A 25,272-nucleotide genomic window follows, 5' to 3' on the forward strand; every position below is an offset into this window, starting at 1 on the left:
TGGAGGCGCCGGGTACCGCCCCCGGGTCCGAATGGTTTATTGCGACGACCGTTTATTTCCATAGCCGGCGAACCGGCATCCCTAATATAGGACGCAAAGCTTTCGAAAAACAGGGGTTTCGAGCGGGGTGGATGCGGTTCCCTTTGGATAGGTTCCGGACCGTCTTGGCCATGGCGCGGCCCTCGTTCTACGCTTCTGACATGTCCTCGGATTCAGCACCGGCCCCGCAACAGCCGGATCTCGCCGCCGCGCCGCCAGGTCTGGCCGCATTATTCCTGGCGTTTGCCGGGATGTCGTTGGCGGGCTTCGGTGGCGTCTTGGTGTTTGCCCGACGCGCGATCGTCGAGCAGCACCGCTGGATGACGGCGGACGAGTTCAACGAAACCTTTGCGCTCTGCCACTTCCTGCCCGGCCCCAACATCGTCAATCTGTCGATGGTGTTCGGATCGCGCCTGCGCGGCATCGCTGGCGGCGTTGCCGCCTTCGCCGGGCTGTTGCTGCCGCCAACGCTGATCATGATGGTGCTTGCGATCGCCTATGCCCATTTCGGCGATCTCGAGGTGCTGCGCCGAATCCTTGCCGGCATCTCATGCGCTGCGATCGGCCTCTTGATCGCGGTGGTCTTGCGCATGATGACGCCGCTGCTCAAGCGGACGGATCCCCTCCCGGTGTTCCTGATGCTCGGCGTGTTCCTGACCGTCGGCGTGCTCCGTCTGCCTCTGCAGGCGGTGCTGCTGGTCGCGATTCCCGTCAGTGTCGGCGTCACTTATTTCCTGCGGCGGAAAGTAGCAGCATGAACGGCCAAAGTTCGATCTGGTCGCTGATCTCCACCTTCGGTCTGATGTCGCTGTTCGCCGTCGGCGGGGCTGCGGCGGCGGTGCCCGAGATGCACCGCATCGCAGTCGAGGTGAATCACTGGATGACCGATAGGCAGTTCACCGACGCCTATGCCATCGCGCAGCTCTCGCCCGGTCCGAACGTGCTTATCGTCACGTTAATCGGCTATGCCGTCGCTGGCATCCCCGGGGCGCTGGCCGCGACGTTGGCGATGTGCCTGCCGACGGCGCTGCTTGCCTACTATGTCAGCCGGCTCCTGAACCGTCCCCGCGAATCGCGATGGCCCGGTGTGATTCAGGCTGCACTGGTTCCGCTGTCGATCGGATTGATGGCGGCCAGCGCGCTGATCCTGGCCCAGTCGGCCGAGCGCACGATTGCTGCACTGCTTCTGACCACCATGGTTGCGGTGATCGCATCCATCTCGCGCATCAATCCACTCTGGCTCCTGCTTGCCGGCGGTCTGTTGGGTTTTGCTGGCATTGTGTGATGAAAATCGCTAGGCAGTGTTCCGGCGGGGGATCCAGTTCCAGCCGATTTAGAACAACAGTGCTCGTGACTTACGGGTCGCGGAGGAGACATGCATGGCCGACACGATGGGCCACTCAGCGACTGCCATCCGGAACACCAAGGTGGCGCTCGGCTTTTGTCTGCTGGCGATTGCGCCGCAGATTTTCGAATTGATCTGGTCGATCGGGACGATCTTCGGCTGGGGCGCGGGGCGGGGCCCCGCGACCGTTGTCACCAGCCACGCGACAGCACTGATCGTCGGCGCGCCCAGCGCCTTATTCGGATCGTTTGGCGGCGGCACCAAGAAGATGTCATCCGAGGTGCTGCTGGCGCTGATCTATTCCTATCCACTGTTTGCGGTGGCGATCCTCACGCTTCTCATGACGATCCGGTCGGCGCAGGACTATGTTGGCGGTGTCGTCTTGATGGCCGTTGCCCTGTTCGCTCTGTACGCGTCGAGCGATTTGCAGGGCATGCGGGGCTTCTCCTTCGGCGCAGGGACCGCGCCGCGCATGTTCGGCGGACTGCTGGTCGCCTTGTCCGCCGGCATCGCCTTGACCGGCCTTTTGACCGATGGGCCGGCGATGGCCCATTATTCCTGGCGGGGACCGCTGTTCGTGGTCGCCGCGATCCTCTTCTTCGCCCTGTCGATCCGGTCGCTCGGCCTCGTGGTCACGGCTTTCACCAGCTTCATGATCGCAGCGACGGGCTCGCAAGAGACGCGGTGGCTGGAAGCGGTGATCGTCGGCGCCTGCCTGACGGTCGGTTGCGCGATCCTGTTTCCGTACGTGCTCGGGCTGCCGATGCCGATGTACCCGCGTTTCCTGATCCAGTGAGGGCGTGATGGATATCTTTGCCAACCTCGCTCACGGCTTCGCCGTCGCGTTCTCTCCGATCAACCTTCTGATGTGCCTGATCGGCGCCCTGGTCGGGACGCTGGTCGGCGTTTTGCCGGGCATCGGCACCATCGCGACGGTCGCGATGCTGCTGCCGATTACCTTCGGACTGCCGCCGGTCGGCGCGCTGATCATGCTTGCTGGCATCTATTACGGCGCCCAGTATGGCGGCTCGACCACGTCGATCCTCGTCAACATACCTGGCGAGGCGACATCGGTCGTCACCGCCATCGACGGTCACCAGATGGCAAAGCAGGGCCGCGCCGGTCCGGCGCTGGCGATCGCCGCGATCGGCTCGTTCTTCGCCGGCTGCGTCGCGACCGTTTTGATCGCTGTGCTTGGCGCGCCGCTCACCAAGCTCGCATTGGCGTTCGGCCCGGCCGAATATTTCTCGCTGATGGTGCTGGGCCTGATCTTTGCCGTAGTGCTGGCCAAGGGGTCGGTGCTGAAGGCGATCGCGATGATCGTCCTCGGCCTGTTGCTCTCGATGGTGGGTTCGGACATCGAGACCGGCGCCTCGCGCATGGCCTTCAACATTCCGGAGCTCGCTGACGGACTCGGCTTCGCGACCGTCGCGATGGGCGTATTCGGTTTCGCGGAGATCATTCGCAATCTTGACGCTGGCGCCGAGCTGAACCGTGATCTCGTGCAGCAGAAGATCACCGGCCTGATGCCGACGAAGCAAGATCTGGTCGATTCGACGCCCGCCATCCTGCGCGGCACCGTGCTCGGCTCGATCCTCGGCATCCTGCCAGGCGGCGGTGCGACGATCGCATCGTTCGGCGCTTATACGCTCGAGAAGAAGCTCGCCAAGATCCCGTCGCGATTCGGTCGTGGTGCGATCGAGGGTGTGGCGGGGCCGGAGAGCGCCAACAATGCCGCGGCGCAGACCTCGTTCATCCCGCTGCTGACGCTTGGCATCCCGCCGAACGCGGTGATGGCGCTGATGGTGGGCGCGATGACCATTCACGGCATCGTGCCGGGACCGCAGGTGATGCAGAAGCAGCCGGATCTCGTCTGGGGCATGATCGCGTCGATGTGGATCGGCAATCTGATGCTGATCATCATCAACCTGCCGCTGGTCGGAATCTGGGTGCGGCTCCTGCGCGTGCCGTACCGGCTGATGTTCCCCTCAATCGTGATCTTTTGCGCGATCGGTATCTATTCGGTGAACAACGCGCCGGTCGACGTCATCCTGGCAGGCGTATTCGGTCTCGTCGGCTACTGGCTGATCAAGCACGATTTCGAGCCGGCGCCGCTGCTGCTCGGCATGGTGCTCGGCCCGCTGATGGAAGAGAACCTGCGCCGGGCGCTGCTGATCTCGCGCGGCGACTGGAGCGTGTTCCTGACCCGTCCGTTGTCGGCGGTGCTGCTTGCAGTCGCGGCGAGCCTGCTTGTCCTTACGGTGCTACCGGCATTGCGTGCCAAGCGTGACGAGGTATTCACCGAGTCCGAAAACTAGGTCGCCGCGCCCAGGGTGGGCTCGCGACCTGCGTCGGCGCGCCGCATTCGGAAGTCGAATCGACTTGTGCGACGGCTTCATGAAATGAAAATGCCGGCCTTTGGGGCCGACATTTTGTTTGTGTCCAAAGGGGGAACGCCATGACCTTCGTTCGCGCGCTAACGGGCGCATGTGCCGCAGCGCTTGCGTCGCTTGCTACATTCACCGCAAGCGCTGAGGCACAGACCTTTCCGACGCGCAGCATCACCATGATCGTGCCGTTCGCGGCCGGCGGGCCTACCGACGTGATCTCGCGCATCGTTAGCGGGCACATGGCGCAGACGCTTGGGCAGAGCATCATCATCGAGAACGTGGTCGGTGCCGGTGGCACCACCGCCACGACGCGCGCCGCGCGCGCGGCCAATGACGGCTATACGCTGATCACCGGTCACATGGGCACCCATGCCGCATCGGTGCCGCTCTATCCGAAGCTCGCCTATCATCCCGAGAAAGACTTCGAGCCGATCGCGCTGCTGGCGGGCACGCCGATCCTGATCCTGGCCCGCAAGGATTTTCCGCCGAAGGACCTCAAGGAGTTCGTCACCTACGTGAAGGCGAATGCCGAGAAGGTGAATGCCGCCCATGCCGGCGTGGGCTCGGTTTCGCACGTCTCGTGCGAGCTTCTGCACTCCATCCTCGACATCAAGCCCGTCGGCGTGCCCTTCAACGGCACGGGCCCAGCGATGAACGCGCTGGTGGCCGGACAGGTCGACTACATGTGCGACCAGATCGTCAACGCCGTCCCGCAGATCAACGCGGGCACCATCAAGGCCTATGCGATCGCGACGGCGGAGCGCAATCCGTCGCTGCCGAACGTGCCGACCACGGCGGAGGCCGGCTTGCCGGCTTTTCAGGCTCAGGCCTGGAACGCGATGTTCGCGCCCAAGGGGACCTCGCCTGCGATCGTGGCGAGCCTGAACGCCGCCGCCGTCAAGGCGCTCGACGACGAGACCGTGAAGAAGCGGCTTCTCGAACTCGGCAGCGTCATTCCCGGGCCGAAGGACCGTACGCCGGAGGCGCTGGCGGCCCTCGTCAAGAACGAGATCGCGAAGTGGAGCCCGGTGCTCAAGCCGACAAATTAAGCAAAGGCGATCAGGCCGATAGGCCAGGGGCGGGACGCTGAGTTCCGCCCCTTGTCGTTTGCGGCTGGAACACTCACTTTTCCGGGTATAATCGGCCGGGACAGCGAATCGCCGCTGTCGCAGCGCGGAGGCTGTCGCTAAGATCGCTGCCTCCCCAAAGGCTTATTCGCCCATGCACCAATATCAGGACCTGCTCGAGCGGATTCTTTCCGACGGCGTCGAGAAGACCGATCGGACCGGCACCGGCACGCTCTCGGTATTCGGCCATCAAATGCGCTTCAATCTGTCGACCGGCTTCCCGATGCTGACGACCAAGCGGCTGCCGTTGAAGGCGATCGTGCATGAGCTGCTCTGGTTCCTGAAGGGCGACACCAACATCAAATACCTGCGCGACAACGGCGTCACCATCTGGGACGAGTGGGCGGATGCCAATGGCGATCTCGGCCCGGTCTATGGCCATCAGTGGCGCTCATGGCCGGCCCCGGACGGCCGCAGCATCGACCAGATCGCCAACGTCGTGGACATGATCAAGCGCAATCCGGACTCGCGCCGCCTGATCGTCTCGGCGTGGAATCCGGCCGAGGTCGACAAGATGGCGCTGCCGCCGTGCCATTGCCTGTTCCAGTTCTACGTCGCCAACGGCAAGCTGTCCTGTCAGCTCTATCAGCGCTCCGCCGACGTCTTCCTCGGCGTGCCCTTCAACATCGCCTCCTACTCGCTGCTCACCATGATGGTGGCGCAGGTCACCGGTCTGAAGCCCGGCGATTTCGTGCATTCGTTCGGCGACGCGCATCTCTATTCCAACCACCTGGAGCAGGCGAAGCTCCAGCTCACCCGCGCGTCGCGAGCGTTGCCGGTGATGCGCATCAACCCTGAGGTCAAGGACATCTTCTCCTTCCGCTTCGAGGATTTCGAACTCGTCGGCTACGATCCGCACCCGCACATCAAGGCGGAAGTCGCGGTCTAGCGCCCTATGTCGCTCAACATCCGCCGAGTGCGCCAAGGCGAAGCCGGACTTGTTCTCGCTTTTATCCGGGAACTGGCCGAATACGAAAAGCTTTCCCACGAAGTGGAGGCGACCGAAGCCGACATCGCCGATGCGCTGTTCGGCGAAAGGCCGCAACTCTATTGCGCCATCGCGGAGTGGAACGGTGAGCCGGTCGGCTTCGCGGTGTGGTTCGCGAATTTCTCCACCTTCAGCGGCCGACACGGCATCTATCTCGAAGATCTCTACGTGCGGCCGTCGCATCGGGGCAGGGGCCTCGGGAAGGCGCTGCTGGTCTATCTGGCCAGGGAATGCGTCGAGAACGGCTGGTCGCGTCTGCAATGGGCCGTGCTCGACTGGAACGCACCGTCGATCGCCTTCTACAAGTCGCTCGGCGCGGTCATGATGGATGATTGGACGCTGTGCCGCGTCACCGGGCCCGCACTGACGCGGCTTGCCGGGAGCACGTCCTGATGGAAATCGTCTTCGTCGTTGCGATCGCGGAGAACGGCGTCATCGGCGCCGGCAACGCCATTCCATGGCGGTTGAAATCCGATATGGCCCACTTCAAGGCGCTCACGATCGGCAAGCCGGTTATCATGGGCCGCAAGACCTTCGAATCCCTGCGCCGGCCGCTGCCAGGCCGTACCAACATCGTGATCACGCGCGATGCCGCCTATCGCGCCGCAGGCGCCATTGTCACGACGTCGGTCGCGGCTGCGGACGCGGTTGCGCGAGGCGATGCCCTGCGGCGTTCGGTCACTGAGGTCGCTGTGATCGGCGGCGCGGAAATCTACCGGCAATGGCTCGATCGCGCTGATCGCCTCGAGATCACCGAAGTGCATGCACGGCCCGACGGCGACACGCATTTTGATATCGACAAGGCAAAATGGAACGAGATCGCGCGCATCCGTCATCCTGCCGGCCCCGACGACAGCGTCGATTTCTCCTATGTGACATATCGTCGGCGGTCGGGCCATTAACCGCACTCGTCAATGTTTACATTGACTTTTTCGTGCCCGAGCATAGCTCGGAAGACGGCCCGGGTTGCGTTGTAAGGGACTTGCCTGTCCCCTATAAAGCCGGACCGGATAAAGCGGGCGGGGGGCATTCCACCCTGCCGAGGAGAGCATCGAATGCCGTGGAAGAATCAGGGCGGTGGCCCATGGGGCTCGGGTCCAAAGGGACCGTGGGGCTCAGGCCCGCAACCGGTCGGGCCGAGGCCTCCGGATCTGGAAGACCTTCTGCGGCGCGGCCAGGACCGCCTCCAGCAGATCATGCCGGGCGGCTATTTCTCCGGCATCGGCATCACGCTGATCATCCTGCTGATCGCCGCATTCTGGCTGCTCTCGGGCTTCTTCCGCGTCCAGTCCGAAGAACTCGGCGTCGTGTTGCGCTTCGGCAAGCATGTCCGCACCGTGCAGCCGGGCCTGAACTATCATCTGCCTTATCCGATCGAGACCGTGCTGCTGCCCAAGGCGCTGCGCGTCAACACCATCTCCATCGGCATGACGCTGATCGAAGATCCGGCGCGGCGCGGCCGCTCCGTTCGTGACGTGCCGGAAGAGAGTCTGATGCTGACCGGCGACGAGAACATCGTCGACGTCGACTTCACCGTGCTCTGGCGCATCAAGCCGGACGGGGTCGGCGACTTCCTCTTCAACATCCAGAACCCCGAAGGCACCGTGAAGGCAGTCGCCGAGAGCGCGATGCGCGAGGTGATTGGCCGCTCGCAGATCCAGCCGATCCTGACCGGCGCGCGAAACGTCACCGAGCAGAACGTGCACGAACTGATCCAGAAGACTCTGGACAGCTACGGCGCGGGTATCCAGATCAGTCAGGTGCAGATGCAGAAGGTGGATCCGCCGGCGCAGGTGATCGACGCTTTCCGCGACGTCCAGGCGGCGCGCGCCAACCAGGAGCAGTTGCAGAACGAGGCGCAGACCTACGCCAATCAGGTTATCCCGCAGGCGCGCGGCCGTGCCGCGCAGATCCTGCAGGCTGCCGAAGGTTACAAGGAGCAGGCGGTCGCCGAGGCCAAGGGCCAGAGCGCGCGCTTCCTCAACGTTTACGAGGAATACAAGAAGGCGCCCGACGTGACGCGTGAACGGATCTATCTGGAGACCATGGAGCGCGTGCTCGGTGGCGCGGACAAGCTCATTTTTGACGGCGGCGGCGCCTCGGGCCAGGGCATCGTGCCCTATCTGCCCCTCGGCGAATTGACGACCAAGCGGCCGCCTACCACCGGTCCGCAGTCGAGCGGAGGCAGCCGATGAGGTCTCCGGTCACAGGTATCGTCACGTTGCTCGGGCTCCTGCTCGTCGTGATCGTCGGCTACATGTCGCTGTTCACGGTGCAGCAGACCGAGCAGACCATCGTGCTCCAGTTCGGCCGGCCCGTCGACGTCGTCACCGCGCCGGGCCTGCATTTCAAGGCGCCTTGGAATTCGGTGATCAACATCGACAAGCGAATCCTCGACCTGGAGAACCCGTCGCAGGAAGCGATCGCGTCCGACCAGAAGCGGCTCGTGGTCGACGCCTTCGCGCGCTATCGGATCGAGAATGCGTTGCGCTTCTATCAGAGCATCGGCTCGATCCAGGCTGCCAACGTCCAGCTCACCACGCTCCTGAACGCGGCGCTGCGCCGTGTGCTCGGCGAGGTCACCTTCATCAACGTGGTGCGTGACGACCGCGAGAAGCTGATGCAGCGTATCCGCGACCAGCTTGACCGCGAGGCGGAGGGCTACGGCATCGAGGTTGTGGACGTCCGGATCCGCCGCGCCGACCTGCCGGAGCAGAACAGCCAGGCGGTCTATCAGCGCATGAAGACCGAACGTGAGCGAGAGGCGGCTGAGTTCCGCGCGCAGGGCGGCCAGAAGGCCCAGGAGATCAGGTCCAAGGCCGACCGCGAGGCGACGGTAATCATCGCGGAGGCCAACTCGCAGGCCGAGCAGACCCGGGGCGCGGGCGATGCCGAGCGCAACAGGCTGTTCGCCGAAGCCTACAGCAAGGACGCCGATTTCTTCGCCTTCTATCGGTCTATGACGGCCTATGAGAACGGGCTGCGGTCCAACGACACCCGCTTCCTGCTGCGGCCGGAATCGGATTTCTTCCGGTACTTCAGTAATCCGTCCGGCAGGATGGCACCCGAGACGCTCGCGAAGCCGTAAGATAGACAAGGGCGGCCGGTCTGGCCGCCCTTCGTCCAGACAAGAACAGCACTACGGGAGGTTCCATTCCGATGAGGTCCATTGCGTTCGCCGACTTCCTCATCGGCCTAGGCATCCTTTTCGTGCTGGAAGGCTTGATGTTCGCGGCCAGTCCCAACTGGATGCGCAAAGCGATGAAGAGCGTCATCACGACGCCGGACAACATACTGAGGGCCGTCGGGATCGGCTCGGCCGTGGCCGGGCTGGTGCTGATCTGGGTTATACGGCGCCCGATTTAGGCATCAGGCCAACGCCAAAGTGAAGGCGCCAGACTGGTTTTCGCCGTATTATCCAGGTCTTGAGGCCCGTTAACGGCCGCGCTTGCACCCTGCCCCCGTTCGAGCGCAGTCTGGCGCCGAATCCCTTTGCCTGGAGATCACAATGACCGCTGCCACCACTGCCCCGTCCCGCTCGCGCCGTGGCGTGCGACTTGGTGTGCGAATTGGGCTGGCCGCGCTCGCCGTCGGTGCTTTCAGCATGTTCGGCACGCCGGCCGATGCGCGCGGACCGGATGGCATTGCCGACGTCGCCGAGAAGGTGATCGATGCGGTCGTCAACATCTCGACCTCGCAGAACGTCGAGGCCAAGGGCGGGGGCAGCAACTCCATGCCGCAACTGCCGCCCGGCTCACCCTTCGAAGAGTTCTTCGATGATTTCTTCAAGAATCGCCGAGGGCCCGGCGGCGGCAGCAAGGGCGGCGAGAACAGCGCGCCGCGCAAGACCAATTCGCTCGGAAGCGGTTTCATCATCGACACTTCGGGCGTCGTCGTCACCAACAACCACGTCATTGCGGACGCCGACGAGATCCACGTCATCCTCAACGACGGCACCAAGATCAAGGCCGAGCTGGTCGGCGTCGACAAGAAGACCGATCTCGCCGTGCTCAAGATCAAGCCGACGAAGCCGTTGGTCGCGGTCAAGTTCGGCGATTCCGACAAGCTGCGCCTCGGCGACTGGGTGGTCGCAATCGGCAATCCCTTCAGCCTGGGAGGCACGGTGACCGCCGGCATCGTCTCGGCCAAGAACCGCGACATCTCCTCAGGCCCTTACGACAGCTACATCCAGACCGACGCATCCATCAACCGCGGCAATTCCGGCGGTCCGCTGTTCAACCTCGACGGCGACGTCGTCGGCGTCAACACGCTGATCATCTCGCCCTCGGGCGGCTCCATTGGCATCGGCTTCGCCGTGCCGTCGAAGACGGTGGTGGGCGTCGTCGATCAGCTCCGCCAGTTCGGCGAGCTGCGCCGTGGCTGGCTTGGCGTGCGCATCCAGAGCGTCACGGACGAGATCGCAGAGAGCCTCAACATCAAGCCGGCGCGTGGTGCATTGGTCGCCGGCGTCGACGACAAGGGCCCGGCCAAGCCCGCCGGCATCGAGCCCGGCGACGTCGTCGTCAAGTTCGACGGCAAGGACGTCAAGGACCCGAAGGACCTCTCCCGCGTCGTCGCCGACACGGCGGTCGGCAAGGAGGTTGACGTCGTCATCATCCGCAAGGGTCAGGAAGAGACCAAGAAGGTCACGCTCGGCCGCCTCCAGGAGCCCGACAAGGTGCAGGCCGCCGTGAAGACCGAGGGGCCGGCGCCGGAGAAGCCGGTGACGCAGAAGGCGCTCGGCCTGGATCTCGCAGCGCTGAGCAAGGATCTGCGGACGCGCTACAAGATCAAGGACAGCGTCAAGGGTGTCGTCGTCACCAATGTCGACGCCAATTCGGACGCCGCCGAGAAGCGCCTGTCCGCCGGCGACGTCATCGTCGAGGTGGCGCAGGAGGCCGTCTCCAGCGGTGCCGACATCCAGAAGCGGGTCGATCAGCTCAAGAAGGACGGCAAGAAGTCGGTGCTGCTGCTGGTCTCGAACGGCGAGGGCGAGCTGCGCTTTGTTGCGCTGAGCGTGCAGTGAGATGAAGAGCTGTTCGCGCTCACACTCACTGTCATTCCGGGATAGTGCGCAAGCACAAGGCCCCAGGTGCGCAATGCGCACTGGGAGTGTCGGGATTCCGGGTACGATGCTTCGCATCGCCCCGGAATGACGGACAGGAAGCTAAGCTTCCACGAACTCGTCCCGCCGATACCCCTGCGCATAGAGCAGCGCGGTGAGATCTCCGTGGTCGATCCGTGCGGCCGCGGCTGCGGCCACTGCGGGCTTGGCGTGATAGGCCACACCGAGCCCTGCCGCCTGAATCATTGCGAGATCGTTGGCGCCGTCGCCGACGACGACCGAGTCGATGTCGTCGAGATCGAACGACTCGATCAGATCCACCAGCGTCGCGAGCTTTGCAGCGCGCCCTAGGATCGGCTCCTTCACCTCGCCGGTGAACTTGCCGTCGCGCACGACAAGCTCGTTGGCGCGGTTCTCCTGGAAGCCGAGCTTGGCGGCGACCGCGCTGGTGAATAGCGTGAAACCGCCCGAGACGAGACAGGTATAGGCGCCGTTCGCGCGCATGGTCGCGACCAGTTCCCGGCCTCCCGGCGTCAGCGTGATGCGCTTGGCCAGCACCTCGTCGACCGCGCCGGCGGGCAGGCCCTTCAAAAGCGCGACGCGCTCGCGCAGCGCCGGCTCGAACTCGATCTCGCCGCGCATCGCGCGCTCGGTGATGGCGGCGACATGCGCCTTCACCCCGACGAAATCGGCGAGCTCGTCGATGCATTCCTGGCCGATCATGGTGGAATCCATGTCGGCGAGAAAAAGCTTCTTGCGCCGGACGCCGACTGGCTGCACGACGATGTCGATGGGCAGGTCGCCGCGGAGTTCGCGGAGCCGCTGCTCGATGGCGTGACGGTCGCCTCCGAGGTTACTGTCGGCGCCGAAGGGAATGTCGACCGCAACCCCGTCGAACAGCCAGTGCGCGGGAGCGGCCTGAGGCAGTACGGCGCGTGCGCCGTCGACGATGGTCGAGTCCAGCGCGGGATTGTCAGGGTTGCAGATCAGCGTGGCGACGAGGGACATTTGAGGTTTTCGTGAGCGAGGAGCGAGCCGGCAGAAGGCCTACTGGCAAGGCCGTGCTTATCGCAGGCCCGACCGCCAGCGGCAAGTCGGCGCTGGCCCTCGAGCTCGCGCATGCCACCGGTGGTGTCGTCATCAATGCCGATTCCATGCAGGTCTATCGCGACCTGCGCATCATCACGGCGCGGCCGACAGAGGATGAGGAAGCCCGCGCTCCGCACCGTCTCTACGGGCATGTCGATGCGGCCGTGAATTTCTCGGCTGGCGCCTGGGTTGCCGATGCGGCGCAGGCGCTCGAACAGGCGAGAATCGAAGGCCGCCTGCCGATCTTCATCGGCGGCACCGGGCTGTATTTCAGGGCGCTGACGGCGGGGCTCTCGGTGGTACCTCCGATTCCTGCCGAGGTGCGCGAGGACGTGCGTGCGCGACTGGAACGGAACGGCGTGGAGGCGCTGCACGCGGAACTGGCTGTCCGCGATCCGCTTGCGGCCGAGCGATTGAAGCTGCGCGACCGCACCCGGATCGCGCGCGCGCTGGAGGTGATTGAGGCGACCGGACGGTCGCTGCTCGACTGGCATCGGGAGGGACAGCCGCCGCTGCTGCCCAAGGATAGCTTTCGCGCGGTGTTTCTCGCACCTGAGCGGAACGAGCTTTATGCCCGCATCGACGCACGCTTCGATGCCATGCTGGGAGCCGGAGCGCTCGGCGAGGTCGAGCGGCTCGCCGCCCGGCACCTCGACCCGCTGCTGCCGGCGATGAAGGCGCATGGCGTGCCGTCTTTGATCAGGCATCTGCGCGGCGAGCTCAGCCTGGGAGAAGCAGCTGCCATCGGCCGCGCCGACACCCGCCATTATGCCAAGCGGCAATTCACCTGGTTTCGGCACCAACTGCCCGAGTTCGAATGGGTGCGGCCGGAGGAGGCGCGAGGATGGCTTGCCGCGACCGTGGCTGAGGGTGCCACCGGCTGACTCGCTTTTCTGGTCGGGTTCCCCAATTTACCTCTCGCCGAACCCCGGGAACACCGCTACACTGCCAAAATCGTGCGGGAACGGCCGCATCGCCTTGACATCCAAGCTTTGGCCGCTATGTTTCGCGCAACCTTTGGGAAGCTGACCGCCTGCCATGCGTAATATTATTACCAAACTCCTTATCGCCGTCGTACCCAGGCACACCGCCGGGGATGGCTAGCTGCCATCCAGAAGACAGGCGGTGTGCATGGGCCCTCTTCGGGGCCTTTTTTATTTGCCGAACCCGACACGAACGAAGCCGCTGACAACAGCGCATCCGGAGCAAGCCAATGAGCGACAAGAGCCACGATCCGAACCAGATGACCGGCGCCGCGATGATCGTCCGCGCGCTCATCGATCACGGCGTGACCGACATTTTCGGCTATCCCGGCGGCGCCGTACTTCCGATCTATGACGAGATTTTCCAGCAGAGCGAGGTCCAGCACATCCTGGTCCGCCACGAGCAGGGCGCAGGCCACGCCGCCGAGGGCTATGCGCGCTCGACCGGCAAGCCGGGCGTCGCGCTGGTGACCTCCGGTCCCGGTGCCACCAACATGGTGACGCCGTTGACGGATGCATTGATGGATTCGATCCCGCTGGTCTGCATCTCCGGCCAGGTGCCGACGCATCTGATCGGCAACGACGCGTTCCAGGAATGCGACACCGTCGGCATCACGCGCCCCTGCACCAAGCACAACTGGCTGGTGCGTGACGTCAACGATCTCGCAAAAGTGCTCCATGAGGCCTTCTATGTCGCGACCTCCGGCCGTCCCGGCCCGGTGCTGGTCGACGTTCCCAAGGACGTGCAGTTCGCCACCGGCACCTATCATCCGCCGCGCAAGTCCGACGTGCATCGCTCCTATGCGCCGCGCCTGAAGGGCGATGCGTCGCAGATCCGCAAGGCGGTCTCGCTGCTCGCGAGCGCCAAGCGCCCGGTGATCTACAGCGGCGGCGGCGTCATCAATTCCGGCCCGGAGGCGACCAGGCTCCTGCGCGAGCTCGTCGAAGTCACCGGCTTCCCGATCACCTCCACGCTGATGGGCCTCGGCGCCTATCCGGCGTCGGGCAAGAATTGGCTTGGCATGCTCGGCATGCACGGCACCTACGAAGCGAACATGACGATGCATGATTGCGACGTCATGCTGTGCGTGGGCGCGCGCTTCGACGATCGCATCACCGGCCGCGTCGATGCGTTTTCGCCTGGCTCGAAGAAGATCCACATCGACATCGATCCGTCCTCGATCAACAAGAACATTCGGGTCGACGTGCCGATCATCGGCGATTGCGGCAACGTACTTGGCGACATTCTTCAGGTGTTCAAGGCGGAGGCGAAGAAGCCCGACATCAAGTCGTGGTGGCAGCAGATCGCACAATGGCGCGCCCGCAACTCGCTCTATTACAAGAAGAGCAACGACGTCATCCTGCCGCAGCACGCGATCCAAAGCCTGTTCGAGGCAACGCGCGGCAAGGATACCTACATCACGACCGAGGTCGGCCAGCACCAGATGTGGGCGGCGCAGTTCTACGGCTTCGAGGAGCCGCATCGCTGGATGACGTCGGGCGGTCTCGGCACGATGGGCTACGGCCTGCCGGCCGCGGTCGGCGTGCAGGTGGCGCATCCCGACAGTCTCGTCATCGACATCGCGGGCGATGCCTCGGTGCAGATGACGATGCAGGAGATGTCGACGGCCGTTCAGTATGAGCTGCCCATCAAGATCTTCATTCTCAACAACCAGTACATGGGCATGGTGCGGCAATGGCAGCAGCTGCTGCACGGCAACCGACTGTCGCATTCCTACTCGGAGGCGTTGCCGGATTTCGTCAAGCTCGCGGATGCCTATGGCTGTGTCGGCCTTCAGGTGCACAAACCCGCCGATCTCGACGGCGCCATCCACGAAATGATCTCGGTCAAGCGTCCGGTGCTGTTCGACTGCCGCGTCGCCGCGCTGGAAAACTGCTTCCCGATGATTCCCTCCGGCAAGGCGCACAACGAGATGCTGCTGCCGGAGCAAGCGAATGATGAGGCCACCGCGAGGGCATTCGCCGGCGGCAAGGCGCTGGTGTGACGAGAGACATTTGAGGGGACGACAATGAACCAGCCCGCATCCGCCTACTTCATCGAGGAGCGTCACGATCCCAACGAGACGCATACGCTCTCCGTGCTCGTGCAGAACGAGCCGGGCGTGCTCGCGCGCGTCATCGGCTTGTTTTCCGGTCGCGGCTACAACATCGAGAGCCTCACGGTCTCCGAGACCGAGGCCCAGAAGCATCTGTCGCGCATTACCATCGTCACCACGGGCACGCCGATGGTGATCGAGCAGATCAAGCACCAGCTCGATCGCATGATCCCGGTCTACCGCGTCGTCGACATGACTCTGACGAAGCGTTCGATCGAGCGCGAGCTTGCCATGGTGAAGGTGCGCGGGCAGGGCGAGCACCGCGTCGAGGCGCTGAGGCTGGCGGACGCTTTCCGCGCCCGCGTGATCGACGCCACGACCGAGAGCTTTGTGTTCGAGATCACAGGCAATACGGACAAGATCAATCAATTTATCGACCTGATGCGCCCGCTCGGCCTGGTCGAAGTGTCGCGCACCGGCGTTGCCGCGATCGGTCGCGGGCCCGAAGGGATGTGAGCCATGCTGGCGCGCGATTGGTACTATAACGAGCGGAATCGGATGGGAATCGAGCCCGCCGTGGCCTCGATCTACGACAGTCACGAGGATGCCGATCTGCGGGCGCGCGCTGCGCTGAAAATGCTCGGTGTGCAGCGCGGCTGGCGCATCGCCGACATCGGCTGCGGCAACGGCGTGCTCGCCACCGAAGCCGCACTGATGGGTGCCGAGGTCGACGCCATCGACATCTCGCCTGCGATGCTGGCGCTCGCCGAGATCTACGCGCGCGACCGCAAGGCTCCCGTACGCACTCAATCGGCCGGCCTGCTCAGCTTCGCCTATCGCCCGGAAACCTATGACCTGATCGTCAGCGAGTTCACGCTGCACCATCTGCCTGATTTCTGGAAGGCGGTGGCGATATCGCGGATCTATCGCGCACTGAAACCGGGCGCGAGCTTCTATCTACGCGACATCGTCTACACCGCGATGCCTGATGCGATCGAACGTGACGTCGAGCAATGGGCCGACTTTCAGATCAAGAACCACGATTTTTCGCGCGAGAGCGTCGTGGCGCACATGCGCGATGAATATTCCACCTTCGGCTGGGTGATGGAGCGGATGCTGATCGACGTCGGATTTACGCTGGTCTCGGCCGATTACCACGCGCCCATGCACGGTACCTATCTGCTGCGGAAACCAAAGGCCGGCGAGCAAGGCTAGAGAAAAGCAACAGGGCTGCACGACAGTGCAGAACCGGGAACGACAATGAAGCCGGCCGACATCCTCATCGCCATCCTGGTGGCGATCATCTGGGGACTTGCCTTCGTGGCGAGCCGGATCGCGCTCGACGAATTTTCGCCGGAGCTGATGACGGCGATGCGCTTCGCCATCGCCGCCATACCGTGTCTTTTCATTCCCAAGCCGAAGGTCGCCTGGTCGCTGCTGCTGGCCATCAGCTCCACTCTGTTTCTCGGACAGTTCCTGAGCCAAGCCTATGGCATCGCCCACGGCGTACCGGTGGGGCTGACCAGCGTGGTCGTCCAGAGCCAGGCGCTGTTCACGATCGGCTTTGCCGCGCTCGCTTTCGGTGAGCGGCCGACGCCGGTGCAGACGCTCGGCATCGTCATCGCGGCGGCGGGACTTTTGATGATTTGCGCCACGGTCGGCTATGATTTCAGCGTCGGCGCGTTCGCGGTGCTGATGATCGCGCCGATCTGCTTTGCCGTCGGCAATCTTCTGCTGCGGGGCGCCCGTGGCGCGCCGATGTTCGACCTGTTCGCCTGGCTTTGCCTCACTGCGGCGGTGCCGCTGTTCGCGCTAACGCTGGTCGTCGACGGGCCGATGCCGACCGTCCGGGCGCTGACCCAAATGTCGCTCACCGGCCTGATTTGCCTGCTGGCGATCGGCGCCATCTCCACCAGCATTGCATACTGGCTCTGGGGCCGTCTGCTGCGCGACTATCCCGCCGCGCAAGTCGTGCCGTTCGCGCTGCTGGTGCCGTTCGTGGGATCAGCGGCTTCCAGCATCGTGTTCGGCGAGCGCTTCGGCCCTCTGAGGCTCGCCGGCATGCTCACCGTGATCGGTGGTATTGCGGTGATGGTGCTGGCGCAGCGTCCGCAAGTCCTGTCGAAGGCCGCGTGAGCTGAGCATGTCCCAATCGCTGTTCTATGCCTTCCTCATCTTCATGGTCGTGATGTATTTCACACCCGGCCCGAACAACATCATGCTGCTGTCCTCGGGCCTGACCTACGGCTTCCGCCGTACCATTCCCCATATCGTCGGGATCGTCATCGGCTTTGCCTTCATGGTTGCTGCAGTCGGCCTCGGGCTCGGCACCGTTTTCCTGGCCTATCCGATCCTCCAAACCGTTCTGAAATATGCCGGAGCCGCCTATCTGATCTACCTGGCCGCCGTGATCGCCATGTCCGGTCCGGCCAGGCCGGGCGAGGAGGAGGGCCGCGGCCCGATGACCTTCTGGGGCGCGGCCATGTTCCAGTGGATCAACGCCAAAGGCTGGGTGATCGTGATCGGCACCATCACCGCCTATGCCGCGATTGCCCAATTCCCTCTCAACATCGCCATCCAGACCCTGATCAGCCTCATCGTCGGCACGGTGTCGACCGTAGTTTGGGCGCTGTTCGGCACTGCACTACGGCCGGTGCTGACCTCCGAGCGGCTGGTGCGCGGCTTCAATATCCTGATGGCGATCCTGCTGCTCGCTTCTCTCTACCCCGTTTTCATGGATGCATGATGTCGCGGATTTCCATGCAGAAACGGGTTTCCCTCAAGGCTGAAAATGCTCTAGACAGCCTCCGAAATCCGCAAATTTCACCCTTCGGACACTGACCATCGGCCGATTACGGCCCTGAACGAGGAAACGACCATGCGTGTTTACTACGATCGCGACGCCGACCTGAACCTGATCAAGGGCAAGAAGGTCGCCATCGTCGGCTACGGCAGCCAGGGCCACGCCCATGCGCTCAACCTGAAAGATTCCGGCGTCAAGGAAGTCGCTATCGCGCTGCGCAAGGGCTCGGCCTCGGCCAAGAAAGCGGAGAACGCCGGCTTCAAGGTGATGGAAGTCGCCGAAGCCGCCAAATGGGCCGACCTCGTCATGATGCTCACGCCCGACGAGCTTCAGGGCGACATCTATCGCGAGCACCTGCACGACAACATGAAGAAGGGCGCCGCCCTCGTGTTCGCGCATGGCCTCAACGTGCATTTCAACCTGCTCGATCCGCGCGCCGATCTCGACGTGCTGATGATCGCGCCGAAGGGCCCCGGCCACACGGTGCGCTCGGAGTATCAGCGCGGCGGCGGCGTGCCCTGCCTGATCGCGATCGCCAAGGACGTCTCGGGCAACGCCCATGACCTCGGACTGTCCTATGCTTCGGCGATCGGCGGCGGCCGCGCTGGCATCATCGAGACCACCTTCAAGGAAGAGTGCGAGACCGACCTGTTCGGCGAGCAGGTCGTGCTCTGCGGCGGCCTCGTCGAATTGATCAAGGGCGGCTACGAGACGCTGGTCGAAGCCGGTTACGCTCCGGAGATGGCCTATTTCGAGTGCCTGCACGAAGTGAAGTTGATCGTCGACTTGATCTATGAAGGCGGCATCGCCAACATGAACTACTCGATCTCCAACACGGCCGAGTACGGTGAGTACGTCACAGGCCCGCGCATCATCACCGAAGAGACCAAGAAGGAGATGCGCAAGGTTCTGGCCGACATCCAGGGCGGCAAGTTCGCTCGCGACTGGATGCTCGAAAACAAGGTCAACCAGACCTCATTCAAGGCGACCCGCGCCAAGCTCGCCGCGCACCCGATCGAGGAAGTCGGTGCGAAGCTGCGCGACATGATGCCCTGGATCAAGAAGGGCGCGTTGGTCGACAAGACCAAGAACTGAGCTGTCGCGCCCCCGGACGCAGCGCAGCACCTCAATGTTGCGCTGCTGATCCGGGGTCCATACGGCTGTTCTCTGCGCTTCGCCGCACTACGCTTGTCCGGAATGCGAGAGCGCCAAGCTTCGGTCGCCACACCAAATCTTAAATCTTCACGACTAGATTCGAGCGAGATCGCAAGTGGCGGTCTCGCTCTTTTCATCACGCGCGGAAGCATTGCTGCTTCATCCACATTCTTCGCGCGTTGACGTGTATTCTGAACACGAAGAACTGACGCTTAAACCACATTCTTGATCGCGCCCCGCTTCTGGCGATTTGCCTGCGAGCTTCCGAATACCAAAACGTCAGCGTCTTCAGCGGCCGGGAGTCGGCTCTTCATCTGCACTCTCATCGTCAGATCGAGCCCTCCGCACGACGTTCACGTCTCGCGGAATCCCAAGAGCCGACATCAGCTACGCCTTCTTGCCACGCGTTGCCCGTGCCGGTTCATCGTCCTTGCGCGGCCAGACAACCGTGGTCCATTGCGCTGGCGCGGCCTTCTCCGGCATGATTGTGGGAGCTTGAGGGGAGGGGACCATGCGATCAGTCGTCGTGACCGGGGCATCCACCGGCATCGGCTGGGCCATTGCGAAACTTCTGATCGGGCGCGGCTATCGCGTATTCGGAGGTGTCCGCAAGCAGGTTGACGCCGATCGCCTCAGGGATGAGCTCGGCGCCGGCTTCGCGCCGCTGCTGTTCGACGTCACCGACGAGGCTGCTGTCCTCGCGGCCGCGCGAACTGTCCGCGAGGCGCTGGGCGGCGAGACGCTGGCCGGTCTCGTCAACAATGCCGGCATCGCCGTCGCGGGTCCCGTCCTCGAATTGTCGGCCGACGATTTCCGGCGCCAGATGGACGTCAACGTCATCGACCCGGTCCTCGCGACCCAGGCGTTCGGGCCGCTGCTCGGCGCAGATCAGTCGCTGAAGGGATCGAAGGGGCGGATCGTGATGATCAGCTCGGTGGCGGGCAAGAACGGCAATCCGCTGTTGGCGCCCTACAGCACCTCCAAGCACGCCATCGAGGGCCTGTCGGAGAGCCTGCGCCGCGAACTGATGCTGTTCGGGATCGACGTCGTCATCGTCGCCCCCGGCGCGGTCAAGACGCCGATCTGGAGCAAGGCCGAACAGGTCGATCTCTCCATCTACAAAAACTCGCCCTACCTGCCGGCGCTCAACAAGGTCATGGCCGTCATGATGGAACTCGGCGCGAAGGGCCTGCCGGCCGAGCGCATCGCCGAAATCGTGCTCGAAGCGCTGACCGCGGCAAGCCCCAAGGTACGTTACCAGATCACGCCGGACCCGATGCGCCATCTGATCGCGGCCGTGTTGCCGAAGCGGACGCTCGACCGCATCATCGCCAAGCGGCTCGGTTTGCGGGAGCAGTGACGCCAGAGCCTCAGCCCGCCGCCGCGGTTCGTCCGCTCGGGTGGCGGGCCGTCGCGATCATGCGCAGCGTCATCGCGATCAGGAGTGGAAGGAGGAACGCGGCATAGAGCGGCATCGTCGGGACGCGCTTGCCGAACGACACCATGAATTGGAACCAGAGATAATAGCTGCCCACAAGGTGCAGCGCGCGCCAGGCGCGCGGGCCGATCAGCGCGGCGGTGCGGTCCAACGAAGTCACGCTCATGGCAATGATGAAGGCATAGCCGATGCCGCCGAAAACGTAGGAGACGGCTGAGGTGGCTTCCGCAAAGCCCGCCGGATCCATCTTGGCGAAGACGACGATCGCCACCGCATGGATGCCATGGGAGACCGCAAAGCTCAAACCGAGATAGCGGCGGTTGCGGCGCTGCCAGCGCGCCCAGACATTGGGCCAGAGCCGCGCAACCGCGGCGGCGCTGAATGCGAGGCAGAACAGCAGCAGCGAGCTTCGCGCCGTGAAGCTGATCACCGTGCGGACACCCTCGACCTCGAATTGCCGCATCGAGGCGATCCATACGCTCAGCGCGATCAGACTCAATGAGAGGGCGGTAAGCAGCCGCCAGCCTTCAATCCAGCTTCGACGTTGCGACATGGACGATTCCTCTTTTTATGTAATCAGCGATTACATATCGGTTGCAGGACCGTCAACGGTGTGATCATTGATTACATTCACGTTCGAGTGAGGCTAAAAGCGGGGCCATGCCCGTCCGTCAACCGTCGAGGCCGTCCGCCGGTCGCACCGCAACGCGGCCGTATCACCACGGCGACCTCCGCCGCGTCCTGATCGATGCGGCGCTGCAACTTGCAGCCGAGGGGGCCGAGGTCTCGGTCCGTGAGGCCGCGCGCCGGGCAGCTGTGTCGCCCGGAGCGCCGTTCCGGCACTTTCCGACCCGCGATGCGCTGATGGCGGCGGTGGCGGAGGAGGCGCAGCGGCGTTTTCGTGCCGAGATCGAAGCGGCGCTGGCGGAGGTTCGGACCGCCGGTCCGCTCGCTCGTTTCCGAGCCTTTGGCCTTGCTTACCTGCGCTGGGCGATGTGCAATCCCGCACATTTCGAGATCATCTCGACAGGGCGCTATTTCGCCCATGGCAGCTCGCCGGAGCTGACGCGCGACAATGCCGAGCTGATCGCGCTGACGGAGCAGATGCTGGCTGACGCGGCTGCGCAGGGCTTACTGCGCGCGGCCGACATCAAGCGCATCCAGATCGCCGGCCGGGCCTTGGTCTACGGTTTCGCCCGGATGAATCTGGATGGTCACTTGCCGCGTTGGGGCATCGCGCCGCACGAGATCGAGCAGATGGCCGAAGCGGTGCTCGACCTGTTCATCGTGGGGATCGCAAAGACCTAGCGCGACGACGCTGAGGCCGCCGACCTGTGGCGCTTGGTCGCTCGCTGGGCCGAGTGAAGGTCGCATCGCGGCGGCGCATTGCCTGTCCTTGACCATTCCGTTACAGTTTTATGACACGGTGCAGGCTTCCGGTTGCGCCGGACGCCTCGGCTGTTCAACGCGGCCAGACGGCTGGCATCACCGCGCCGGACTTGAAGTTTAGCGTGTCCTTGATGGCGTCCGCGCCCAATCCAGGTCCTTCCGCCACGACTGCCGCGCTCGCGAGCGTTGCCGCACTCGGCATCTGGCGGCTGCTCGCGGTCGCGGCGCCGCATCTGGCGGCGCTTGCGCTGATGTACGAGACCGAGACCGATTTCGGCTCGAGGCTCTCCTTCGCGCTGGCCTGGGGCATCCTCAACTTCTTCTGGATCGCTGTGCTGCGGCGGCCGGCATTATCGGGCGCGCTGTCGCTGACCATGGTCGTCGTGCTCATGCTGCTGTCGCGGCTCAAGCACGACGTCGTGCAGATGACGGTCAACTTCATCGACCTGATGATGATCGATCGCGACTCCGTCGCCTTCCTGTTCACGATCTTTCCGAACTTGCGCTGGTCGGTGATCCTCGCCGGGTTGGTCACCCTGCCGCTGATGTACGCGTTGTGGTGGCTCGATCCATTCCGCATTCGCCGCCTGCCGGCGCTCGCCTGCAAGCTCGCCTGTCTTGCCGCGCTCGTCGGCTATTCACTCTATCATCCGGACGAGGCCTGGCGCGGCTATTACGATGACGGCTACCTCTCAAAATTCTTCCGTTCCGGCGTCACCGCGGTCTCCGACTTCGTCCAATACGGTCTTATGGAAGCCGCTGCCGCGAACAGCGAGCGGCTCAACATGCCCTTGGTCGATGCCTGCCACCCAGCGGGTCGCCGGCCGAACATCATCATGATCCATGATGAATCGAGCTTTGACATCCGCGCCGCCCAGGGGATCAAGGTGCCGCAAGGCTATGGCAGCCACTTCAAATCCTGGGACGGCAAGCAACGCTCATTCCTGGCCGAGACCAATGGCGGGCCCAGCTGGTTCACCGAATACAACGTGCTTGCCGGGCTCTCCTCGCGCTCGTTCGGCCGCTTCGCCTATTTCGTGACGCGGATCGCCTCGAACCGGGTCGAGCGCGGCCTGCCGCTGGCGCTGCGCCGCTGCGGCTACGACACGCTGTCGCTCTATCCTGCCCATGGCGGTTTCATGGGCGCCCGCAGCTTCCAGATGACGACGGGCATCGACCGCTTCCTCGACTCGAAGGATCTCGGCGCCAAGGACGTCGAGCCGGACAGCTTCTTCTACGACAAGGCGCTCCAGCTGATGGGCCAGCAGCCGCCGAACAAGCCGCTGTTCACCTTCATCTATCTCGGCGCCAACCATTTCCCCTGGGAGATGCGCTTCCGCCCCGATCTGCTGCCGAACTGGCGCCCGCCAGGCAACGTGCCGTCCATCGACGAATATTTGCGCCGGCAGGCGATGAGCGCCGAGCAGTACAAGGCGTTCGTTGCGGGACTGAAGAACAAGTTTCCGGGCGAGCCTTTCCTGATCGTGCGTTACGGCGATCACCAGCCGGAATTCGCACCGCAGATCCTCGAGCCCGGGCTCGGCGACGGCGCTCTAGGCAAGAAGCTGGACAATTATGATCCGCGTCTCTACGCAACCTACTATGCGATCGATTCCGTCAACTTCGAGCCGGTAAAGAGCCCGGTCGTGATGGACACGATCGACGGCCCCTATCTGCCGCTGGTGATCCAGGAAGCTGCCGGCATCCCGCTCGATCCGTCCTTCGCCGAGCAGAAGGAGATCATGCTCCGCTGCAAGGGAATATTCTATAGCTGCAAGGACGGCGCGGAGGCGCGACGGCTGAACCGGCTGCTGATCGACGCGGGGATGATCAGGGGGCTCTAGCGCTGGCTCGGTTGCAAGTCATACCACTTCGCGATGCAAAGACGCATGCTGTGCGTCGGTGTGGTGCCCGCGCCGAGGCCTACAGACCAGAAGGCCAGCATCGTCAGCTATCATTCGGATCGCTCGCTCCCGAACTTGAACGCCGGGGCGATCTCCTTTCGCTGAATGACGCGGGGTGTCATCGAAGGAAGCCGTGCCGTTGCGGCATAGTCGAGCGCCCATTGATCGATCACTCCGATGACTTGACCCCGAGATCGCGCAAGATGCGGAGCATCACATCGCTGTCGCGCTTGAAGATGCGATTGGTCGTCTCGAAATCGGCTGGAGAGGACAGTAGAAAGTTGTTCAGCATCTGCTGGACCTTCGGATCGGATCCGGCCTGGATCAACATCGGAGAGAGCTGCTCCACGATCTCCTTTGGCGTGCCGACCGGCACGGCGAAGGTCGTGAACGCGCGCAGCTCATAGAAGTCACCGATAGCACCCTGCTCGGTCATGGTAGGCGTGTCGGGATACGGCGGCAGCCTGCTGCCGACCACGCCGATCAGGTTTCCGGTTCCCGCTTGGATGACGGGTGCTGCTGCGGCATAACTTCCTGCGGCGCCATCCAGCGTCTGTCCCGCAATGTCATTCCACATCGGAGCCTCGCCGCGGTACTGGATGACTTGGAATCGAATGCCGTATTGCTTCGCGATTGTCTCAATGAGGACGTGCGGCGTCGAACCTACGCCGTAGGACCCCCAGTTCAGGCTGCCGGCCTTGTTTGCATATTCGATGAACTCACGAAGATTGGTCGCTCCCGTCTTCTTCGCCGCGACCACCGGACCACCGGCGCCGCTGACCATGGTCAGATAGATGAAGTCCCGTTCAGGATCATAGGGAAGGTCTTTCACCGTAATGCGGTTCTGGATGAGTGACGAAGAGATCGTGCAGAGGATGGTGGTGCCATCCGGCTCTGCGCGTTTTGCTTCAGCCACGCCGATGACGCCGCCGGCGCCGGCCCTGTTTTCGACGATGACCGGCTTTCCCACCAGCCGCGCCAGGTAGTCACCGAAAGCTCGCGCGATGCCGTCCGTCTGACCGCCAGGCGGATATGGCACGACGATACGAAGCGGTCGGGCTGGCCACGCAGTTTGCGCGTGCGCCATTCCGAATGGAGGGCACAACAGTGCCGCTGCACCAGTCATGAACAGTCGCCGTGTCGGCTTTTTCATTTTTCCTGCCCCATAGCGTTTCTGATGTTCTTCTTTGGTCGGCCGCAAGGGGCGAGCAAGCGCAATCATCACTCAACTCACCACCGAGCTCGGTGAAAAGCTATCACGGCGAGCTCATTCAGGCGACGTTCGCTGAGGTGACATTTCGGCACACAATTGTATCTGCCGGCTTACATGGATATCGAAGGATCGCTGGCTACTCCTCCCAGTACGCGACCAGCTCTACGCAACGAGGCGTCCTTCGGTCCGCGGGCGACCATTCGGCCGCGAACTCGATCTTGCGGTGCATCAGGCGGCCGATCAAAGCCTTGTCGATGCTTGGTCGGTTCCGCCAGCCGGAATTGTCG

25 protein-coding genes are annotated in these 25,272 nt (G+C 63.6%); 22 read left to right on the top strand and 3 right to left on the bottom strand.

All coding sequences use genetic code 11. The features are described from left to right. The first annotated feature begins 200 nt into the window (after positions 1-200). The 12 genes from K408_RS0116290 (at position 201) to K408_RS0116345 (ending at position 10,915) form a co-directional block, all read left to right on the top strand. Positions 201-797 carry a chromate transporter gene (locus tag K408_RS0116290; protein ID WP_024339613.1) on the top strand — a complete coding sequence of 199 codons (597 nt, stop codon included), beginning with the start codon at positions 201-203 and terminating at the stop codon, positions 795-797. After that, on the top strand, positions 794-1,324 hold the full coding sequence (locus K408_RS0116295; protein WP_024339614.1) for a chromate transporter: 531 nt from the start codon (positions 794-796) through the stop codon (positions 1,322-1,324). The genes K408_RS0116290 and K408_RS0116295 overlap by 4 nt, the downstream gene beginning before the upstream one ends. A 94-nt stretch (positions 1,325-1,418) precedes the next feature. Then, positions 1,419-2,180, top strand: coding sequence for a tripartite tricarboxylate transporter TctB family protein (locus K408_RS0116300; RefSeq protein WP_024339615.1), 762 nt, complete (start codon positions 1,419-1,421; stop codon positions 2,178-2,180). 7 nt (positions 2,181-2,187) lie between these two features. After that, positions 2,188-3,702: a tripartite tricarboxylate transporter permease gene (locus K408_RS0116305; RefSeq protein ID WP_024339616.1), complete on the top strand. Its 1,515-nt coding sequence runs from the start codon at positions 2,188-2,190 to the stop codon at positions 3,700-3,702. A gap of 140 nt (positions 3,703-3,842) precedes the next feature. Further along, positions 3,843-4,823 (top strand): tripartite tricarboxylate transporter substrate binding protein BugD, encoded by a 981-nt coding sequence (locus K408_RS0116310; RefSeq protein ID WP_024339617.1) that lies wholly within the window; start codon positions 3,843-3,845, stop codon positions 4,821-4,823. Positions 4,824-4,995: 172 nt separating this feature from the next. Then, the gene (locus K408_RS0116315; RefSeq protein ID WP_024339618.1) at positions 4,996-5,790 is read left to right on the top strand and encodes a thymidylate synthase; all 795 of its coding nucleotides are present in this window, start codon (positions 4,996-4,998) and stop codon (positions 5,788-5,790) included. Positions 5,791-5,796: 6 nt separating this feature from the next. Beyond that, positions 5,797-6,282: a GNAT family N-acetyltransferase gene (locus K408_RS0116320; RefSeq protein WP_024339619.1), complete on the top strand. Its 486-nt coding sequence runs from the start codon at positions 5,797-5,799 to the stop codon at positions 6,280-6,282. Beyond that, on the top strand, positions 6,282-6,791 hold the full coding sequence (locus K408_RS0116325; RefSeq protein ID WP_024339620.1) for a dihydrofolate reductase: 510 nt from the start codon (positions 6,282-6,284) through the stop codon (positions 6,789-6,791). The genes K408_RS0116320 and K408_RS0116325 overlap by 1 nt, the downstream gene beginning before the upstream one ends. Before the next feature lie 153 nt (positions 6,792-6,944). After that, positions 6,945-8,084 carry an FtsH protease activity modulator HflK gene (hflK, locus tag K408_RS0116330; protein ID WP_024339621.1) on the top strand — a complete coding sequence of 380 codons (1,140 nt, stop codon included), beginning with the start codon at positions 6,945-6,947 and terminating at the stop codon, positions 8,082-8,084. Further along, the gene (gene hflC / locus K408_RS0116335) at positions 8,081-8,977 is read left to right on the top strand and encodes a protease modulator HflC (protein ID WP_024339622.1); all 897 of its coding nucleotides are present in this window, start codon (positions 8,081-8,083) and stop codon (positions 8,975-8,977) included. Before hflK ends, hflC begins: the two co-directional genes overlap by 4 nt. A 71-nt stretch (positions 8,978-9,048) precedes the next feature. Next, positions 9,049-9,255: a DUF2065 domain-containing protein gene (locus K408_RS0116340; protein WP_024339623.1), complete on the top strand. Its 207-nt coding sequence runs from the start codon at positions 9,049-9,051 to the stop codon at positions 9,253-9,255. A gap of 142 nt (positions 9,256-9,397) precedes the next feature. Further along, a complete protein-coding gene (locus tag K408_RS0116345; protein ID WP_024339624.1) occupies positions 9,398-10,915 on the top strand; it encodes a Do family serine endopeptidase in 1,518 nt (505 codons plus the stop codon). A gap of 141 nt (positions 10,916-11,056) precedes the next feature. Here the strand turns inward: K408_RS0116345 and serB are convergent, their stop codons facing one another. Next, the gene (gene serB / locus K408_RS0116350; protein ID WP_024339625.1) at positions 11,057-11,962 is read right to left on the bottom strand and encodes a phosphoserine phosphatase SerB; all 906 of its coding nucleotides are present in this window, start codon (positions 11,960-11,962) and stop codon (positions 11,057-11,059) included. Positions 11,963-11,973: 11 nt separating this feature from the next. Here serB and miaA point away from each other — a divergent pair, with 11 nt between their 5' ends. The 8 genes from miaA (at position 11,974) to K408_RS0116395 (ending at position 20,401) form a co-directional block, all read left to right on the top strand. After that, positions 11,974-12,927 (top strand): tRNA (adenosine(37)-N6)-dimethylallyltransferase MiaA, encoded by a 954-nt coding sequence (gene miaA / locus K408_RS0116355; RefSeq protein WP_024339626.1) that lies wholly within the window; start codon positions 11,974-11,976, stop codon positions 12,925-12,927. A gap of 329 nt (positions 12,928-13,256) precedes the next feature. After that, on the top strand, positions 13,257-15,032 hold the full coding sequence (locus tag K408_RS0116360) for an acetolactate synthase 3 large subunit (RefSeq protein ID WP_024339627.1): 1,776 nt from the start codon (positions 13,257-13,259) through the stop codon (positions 15,030-15,032). A 24-nt stretch (positions 15,033-15,056) separates the two neighbouring features. Further along, positions 15,057-15,599, top strand: coding sequence for an acetolactate synthase small subunit (ilvN, locus tag K408_RS0116365; protein ID WP_024339628.1), 543 nt, complete (start codon positions 15,057-15,059; stop codon positions 15,597-15,599). A gap of 3 nt (positions 15,600-15,602) precedes the next feature. Next, positions 15,603-16,298 carry a class I SAM-dependent methyltransferase gene (locus K408_RS0116370; RefSeq protein WP_024339629.1) on the top strand — a complete coding sequence of 232 codons (696 nt, stop codon included), beginning with the start codon at positions 15,603-15,605 and terminating at the stop codon, positions 16,296-16,298. A 45-nt stretch (positions 16,299-16,343) separates the two neighbouring features. Further along, complete coding sequence (locus K408_RS0116375) at positions 16,344-17,219, top strand: EamA family transporter (protein ID WP_024339630.1); 876 nt, start codon at positions 16,344-16,346, stop codon at positions 17,217-17,219. A gap of 7 nt (positions 17,220-17,226) precedes the next feature. After that, entirely contained in the window at positions 17,227-17,829 is a 603-nt protein-coding gene (locus tag K408_RS0116380; RefSeq protein ID WP_024339631.1) for a LysE family translocator, read from the top strand. A gap of 132 nt (positions 17,830-17,961) precedes the next feature. Next, positions 17,962-18,981, top strand: coding sequence for a ketol-acid reductoisomerase (gene ilvC / locus K408_RS0116385; protein ID WP_024339632.1), 1,020 nt, complete (start codon positions 17,962-17,964; stop codon positions 18,979-18,981). Positions 18,982-19,552: 571 nt separating this feature from the next. Beyond that, the gene (locus K408_RS0116395; RefSeq protein ID WP_024339633.1) at positions 19,553-20,401 is read left to right on the top strand and encodes an SDR family oxidoreductase; all 849 of its coding nucleotides are present in this window, start codon (positions 19,553-19,555) and stop codon (positions 20,399-20,401) included. A gap of 10 nt (positions 20,402-20,411) precedes the next feature. Here K408_RS0116395 and K408_RS0116400 read toward each other — a convergent pair whose 3' ends face one another. Further along, entirely contained in the window at positions 20,412-21,032 is a 621-nt protein-coding gene (locus K408_RS0116400) for a hypothetical protein (protein WP_024339634.1), read from the bottom strand. Between the two features lie 107 nt (positions 21,033-21,139). Between K408_RS0116400 and K408_RS0116405 the strand changes: the two genes are divergently transcribed. Then, positions 21,140-21,787 (top strand): TetR/AcrR family transcriptional regulator, encoded by a 648-nt coding sequence (locus K408_RS0116405; RefSeq protein WP_024339635.1) that lies wholly within the window; start codon positions 21,140-21,142, stop codon positions 21,785-21,787. 212 nt (positions 21,788-21,999) lie between these two features. Then, entirely contained in the window at positions 22,000-23,712 is a 1,713-nt protein-coding gene (locus K408_RS0116410; protein ID WP_024339636.1) for an LTA synthase family protein, read from the top strand. 229 nt (positions 23,713-23,941) lie between these two features. Here K408_RS0116410 and K408_RS0116420 read toward each other — a convergent pair whose 3' ends face one another. Next, positions 23,942-24,994, bottom strand: coding sequence for a Bug family tripartite tricarboxylate transporter substrate binding protein (locus K408_RS0116420; protein ID WP_080654881.1), 1,053 nt, complete (start codon positions 24,992-24,994; stop codon positions 23,942-23,944). Positions 24,995-25,272 lie beyond the last annotated feature (278 nt).

Source organism: Bradyrhizobium sp. in8p8, from assembly GCF_000426845.1.
GTDB lineage: Bacteria > Pseudomonadota > Alphaproteobacteria > Rhizobiales > Xanthobacteraceae > Bradyrhizobium > Bradyrhizobium japonicum_C.

Coding starts and splice junctions, on each gene's coding strand:
- ilvN (WP_024339628.1), top strand. CDS start 15,057: ATGAACCAGCCCGCATCCGCCTACTTCATCGAGGAGCGTCACGATCCC.
- K408_RS0116345 (WP_024339624.1), top strand. CDS start 9,398: ATGACCGCTGCCACCACTGCCCCGTCCCGCTCGCGCCGTGGCGTGCGA.
- K408_RS0116340 (WP_024339623.1), top strand. CDS start 9,049: ATGAGGTCCATTGCGTTCGCCGACTTCCTCATCGGCCTAGGCATCCTT.
- K408_RS0116420 (WP_080654881.1), bottom strand. CDS start 24,994: ATGATTGCGCTTGCTCGCCCCTTGCGGCCGACCAAAGAAGAACATCAG.
- K408_RS0116295 (WP_024339614.1), top strand. CDS start 794: ATGAACGGCCAAAGTTCGATCTGGTCGCTGATCTCCACCTTCGGTCTG.
- K408_RS0116375 (WP_024339630.1), top strand. CDS start 16,344: ATGAAGCCGGCCGACATCCTCATCGCCATCCTGGTGGCGATCATCTGG.
- hflK (WP_024339621.1), top strand. CDS start 6,945: ATGCCGTGGAAGAATCAGGGCGGTGGCCCATGGGGCTCGGGTCCAAAG.
- K408_RS0116400 (WP_024339634.1), bottom strand. CDS start 21,032: ATGTCGCAACGTCGAAGCTGGATTGAAGGCTGGCGGCTGCTTACCGCC.
- K408_RS0116410 (WP_024339636.1), top strand. CDS start 22,000: ATGGCGTCCGCGCCCAATCCAGGTCCTTCCGCCACGACTGCCGCGCTC.
- K408_RS0116405 (WP_024339635.1), top strand. CDS start 21,140: ATGCCCGTCCGTCAACCGTCGAGGCCGTCCGCCGGTCGCACCGCAACG.
- serB (WP_024339625.1), bottom strand. CDS start 11,962: ATGTCCCTCGTCGCCACGCTGATCTGCAACCCTGACAATCCCGCGCTG.
- K408_RS0116380 (WP_024339631.1), top strand. CDS start 17,227: ATGTCCCAATCGCTGTTCTATGCCTTCCTCATCTTCATGGTCGTGATG.
- K408_RS0116305 (WP_024339616.1), top strand. CDS start 2,188: ATGGATATCTTTGCCAACCTCGCTCACGGCTTCGCCGTCGCGTTCTCT.
- K408_RS0116320 (WP_024339619.1), top strand. CDS start 5,797: ATGTCGCTCAACATCCGCCGAGTGCGCCAAGGCGAAGCCGGACTTGTT.
- K408_RS0116300 (WP_024339615.1), top strand. CDS start 1,419: ATGGCCGACACGATGGGCCACTCAGCGACTGCCATCCGGAACACCAAG.
- K408_RS0116370 (WP_024339629.1), top strand. CDS start 15,603: ATGCTGGCGCGCGATTGGTACTATAACGAGCGGAATCGGATGGGAATC.
- hflC (WP_024339622.1), top strand. CDS start 8,081: ATGAGGTCTCCGGTCACAGGTATCGTCACGTTGCTCGGGCTCCTGCTC.
- K408_RS0116360 (WP_024339627.1), top strand. CDS start 13,257: ATGAGCGACAAGAGCCACGATCCGAACCAGATGACCGGCGCCGCGATG.
- K408_RS0116325 (WP_024339620.1), top strand. CDS start 6,282: ATGGAAATCGTCTTCGTCGTTGCGATCGCGGAGAACGGCGTCATCGGC.
- K408_RS0116395 (WP_024339633.1), top strand. CDS start 19,553: ATGCGATCAGTCGTCGTGACCGGGGCATCCACCGGCATCGGCTGGGCC.
- K408_RS0116290 (WP_024339613.1), top strand. CDS start 201: ATGTCCTCGGATTCAGCACCGGCCCCGCAACAGCCGGATCTCGCCGCC.
- ilvC (WP_024339632.1), top strand. CDS start 17,962: ATGCGTGTTTACTACGATCGCGACGCCGACCTGAACCTGATCAAGGGC.
- K408_RS0116310 (WP_024339617.1), top strand. CDS start 3,843: ATGACCTTCGTTCGCGCGCTAACGGGCGCATGTGCCGCAGCGCTTGCG.
- K408_RS0116315 (WP_024339618.1), top strand. CDS start 4,996: ATGCACCAATATCAGGACCTGCTCGAGCGGATTCTTTCCGACGGCGTC.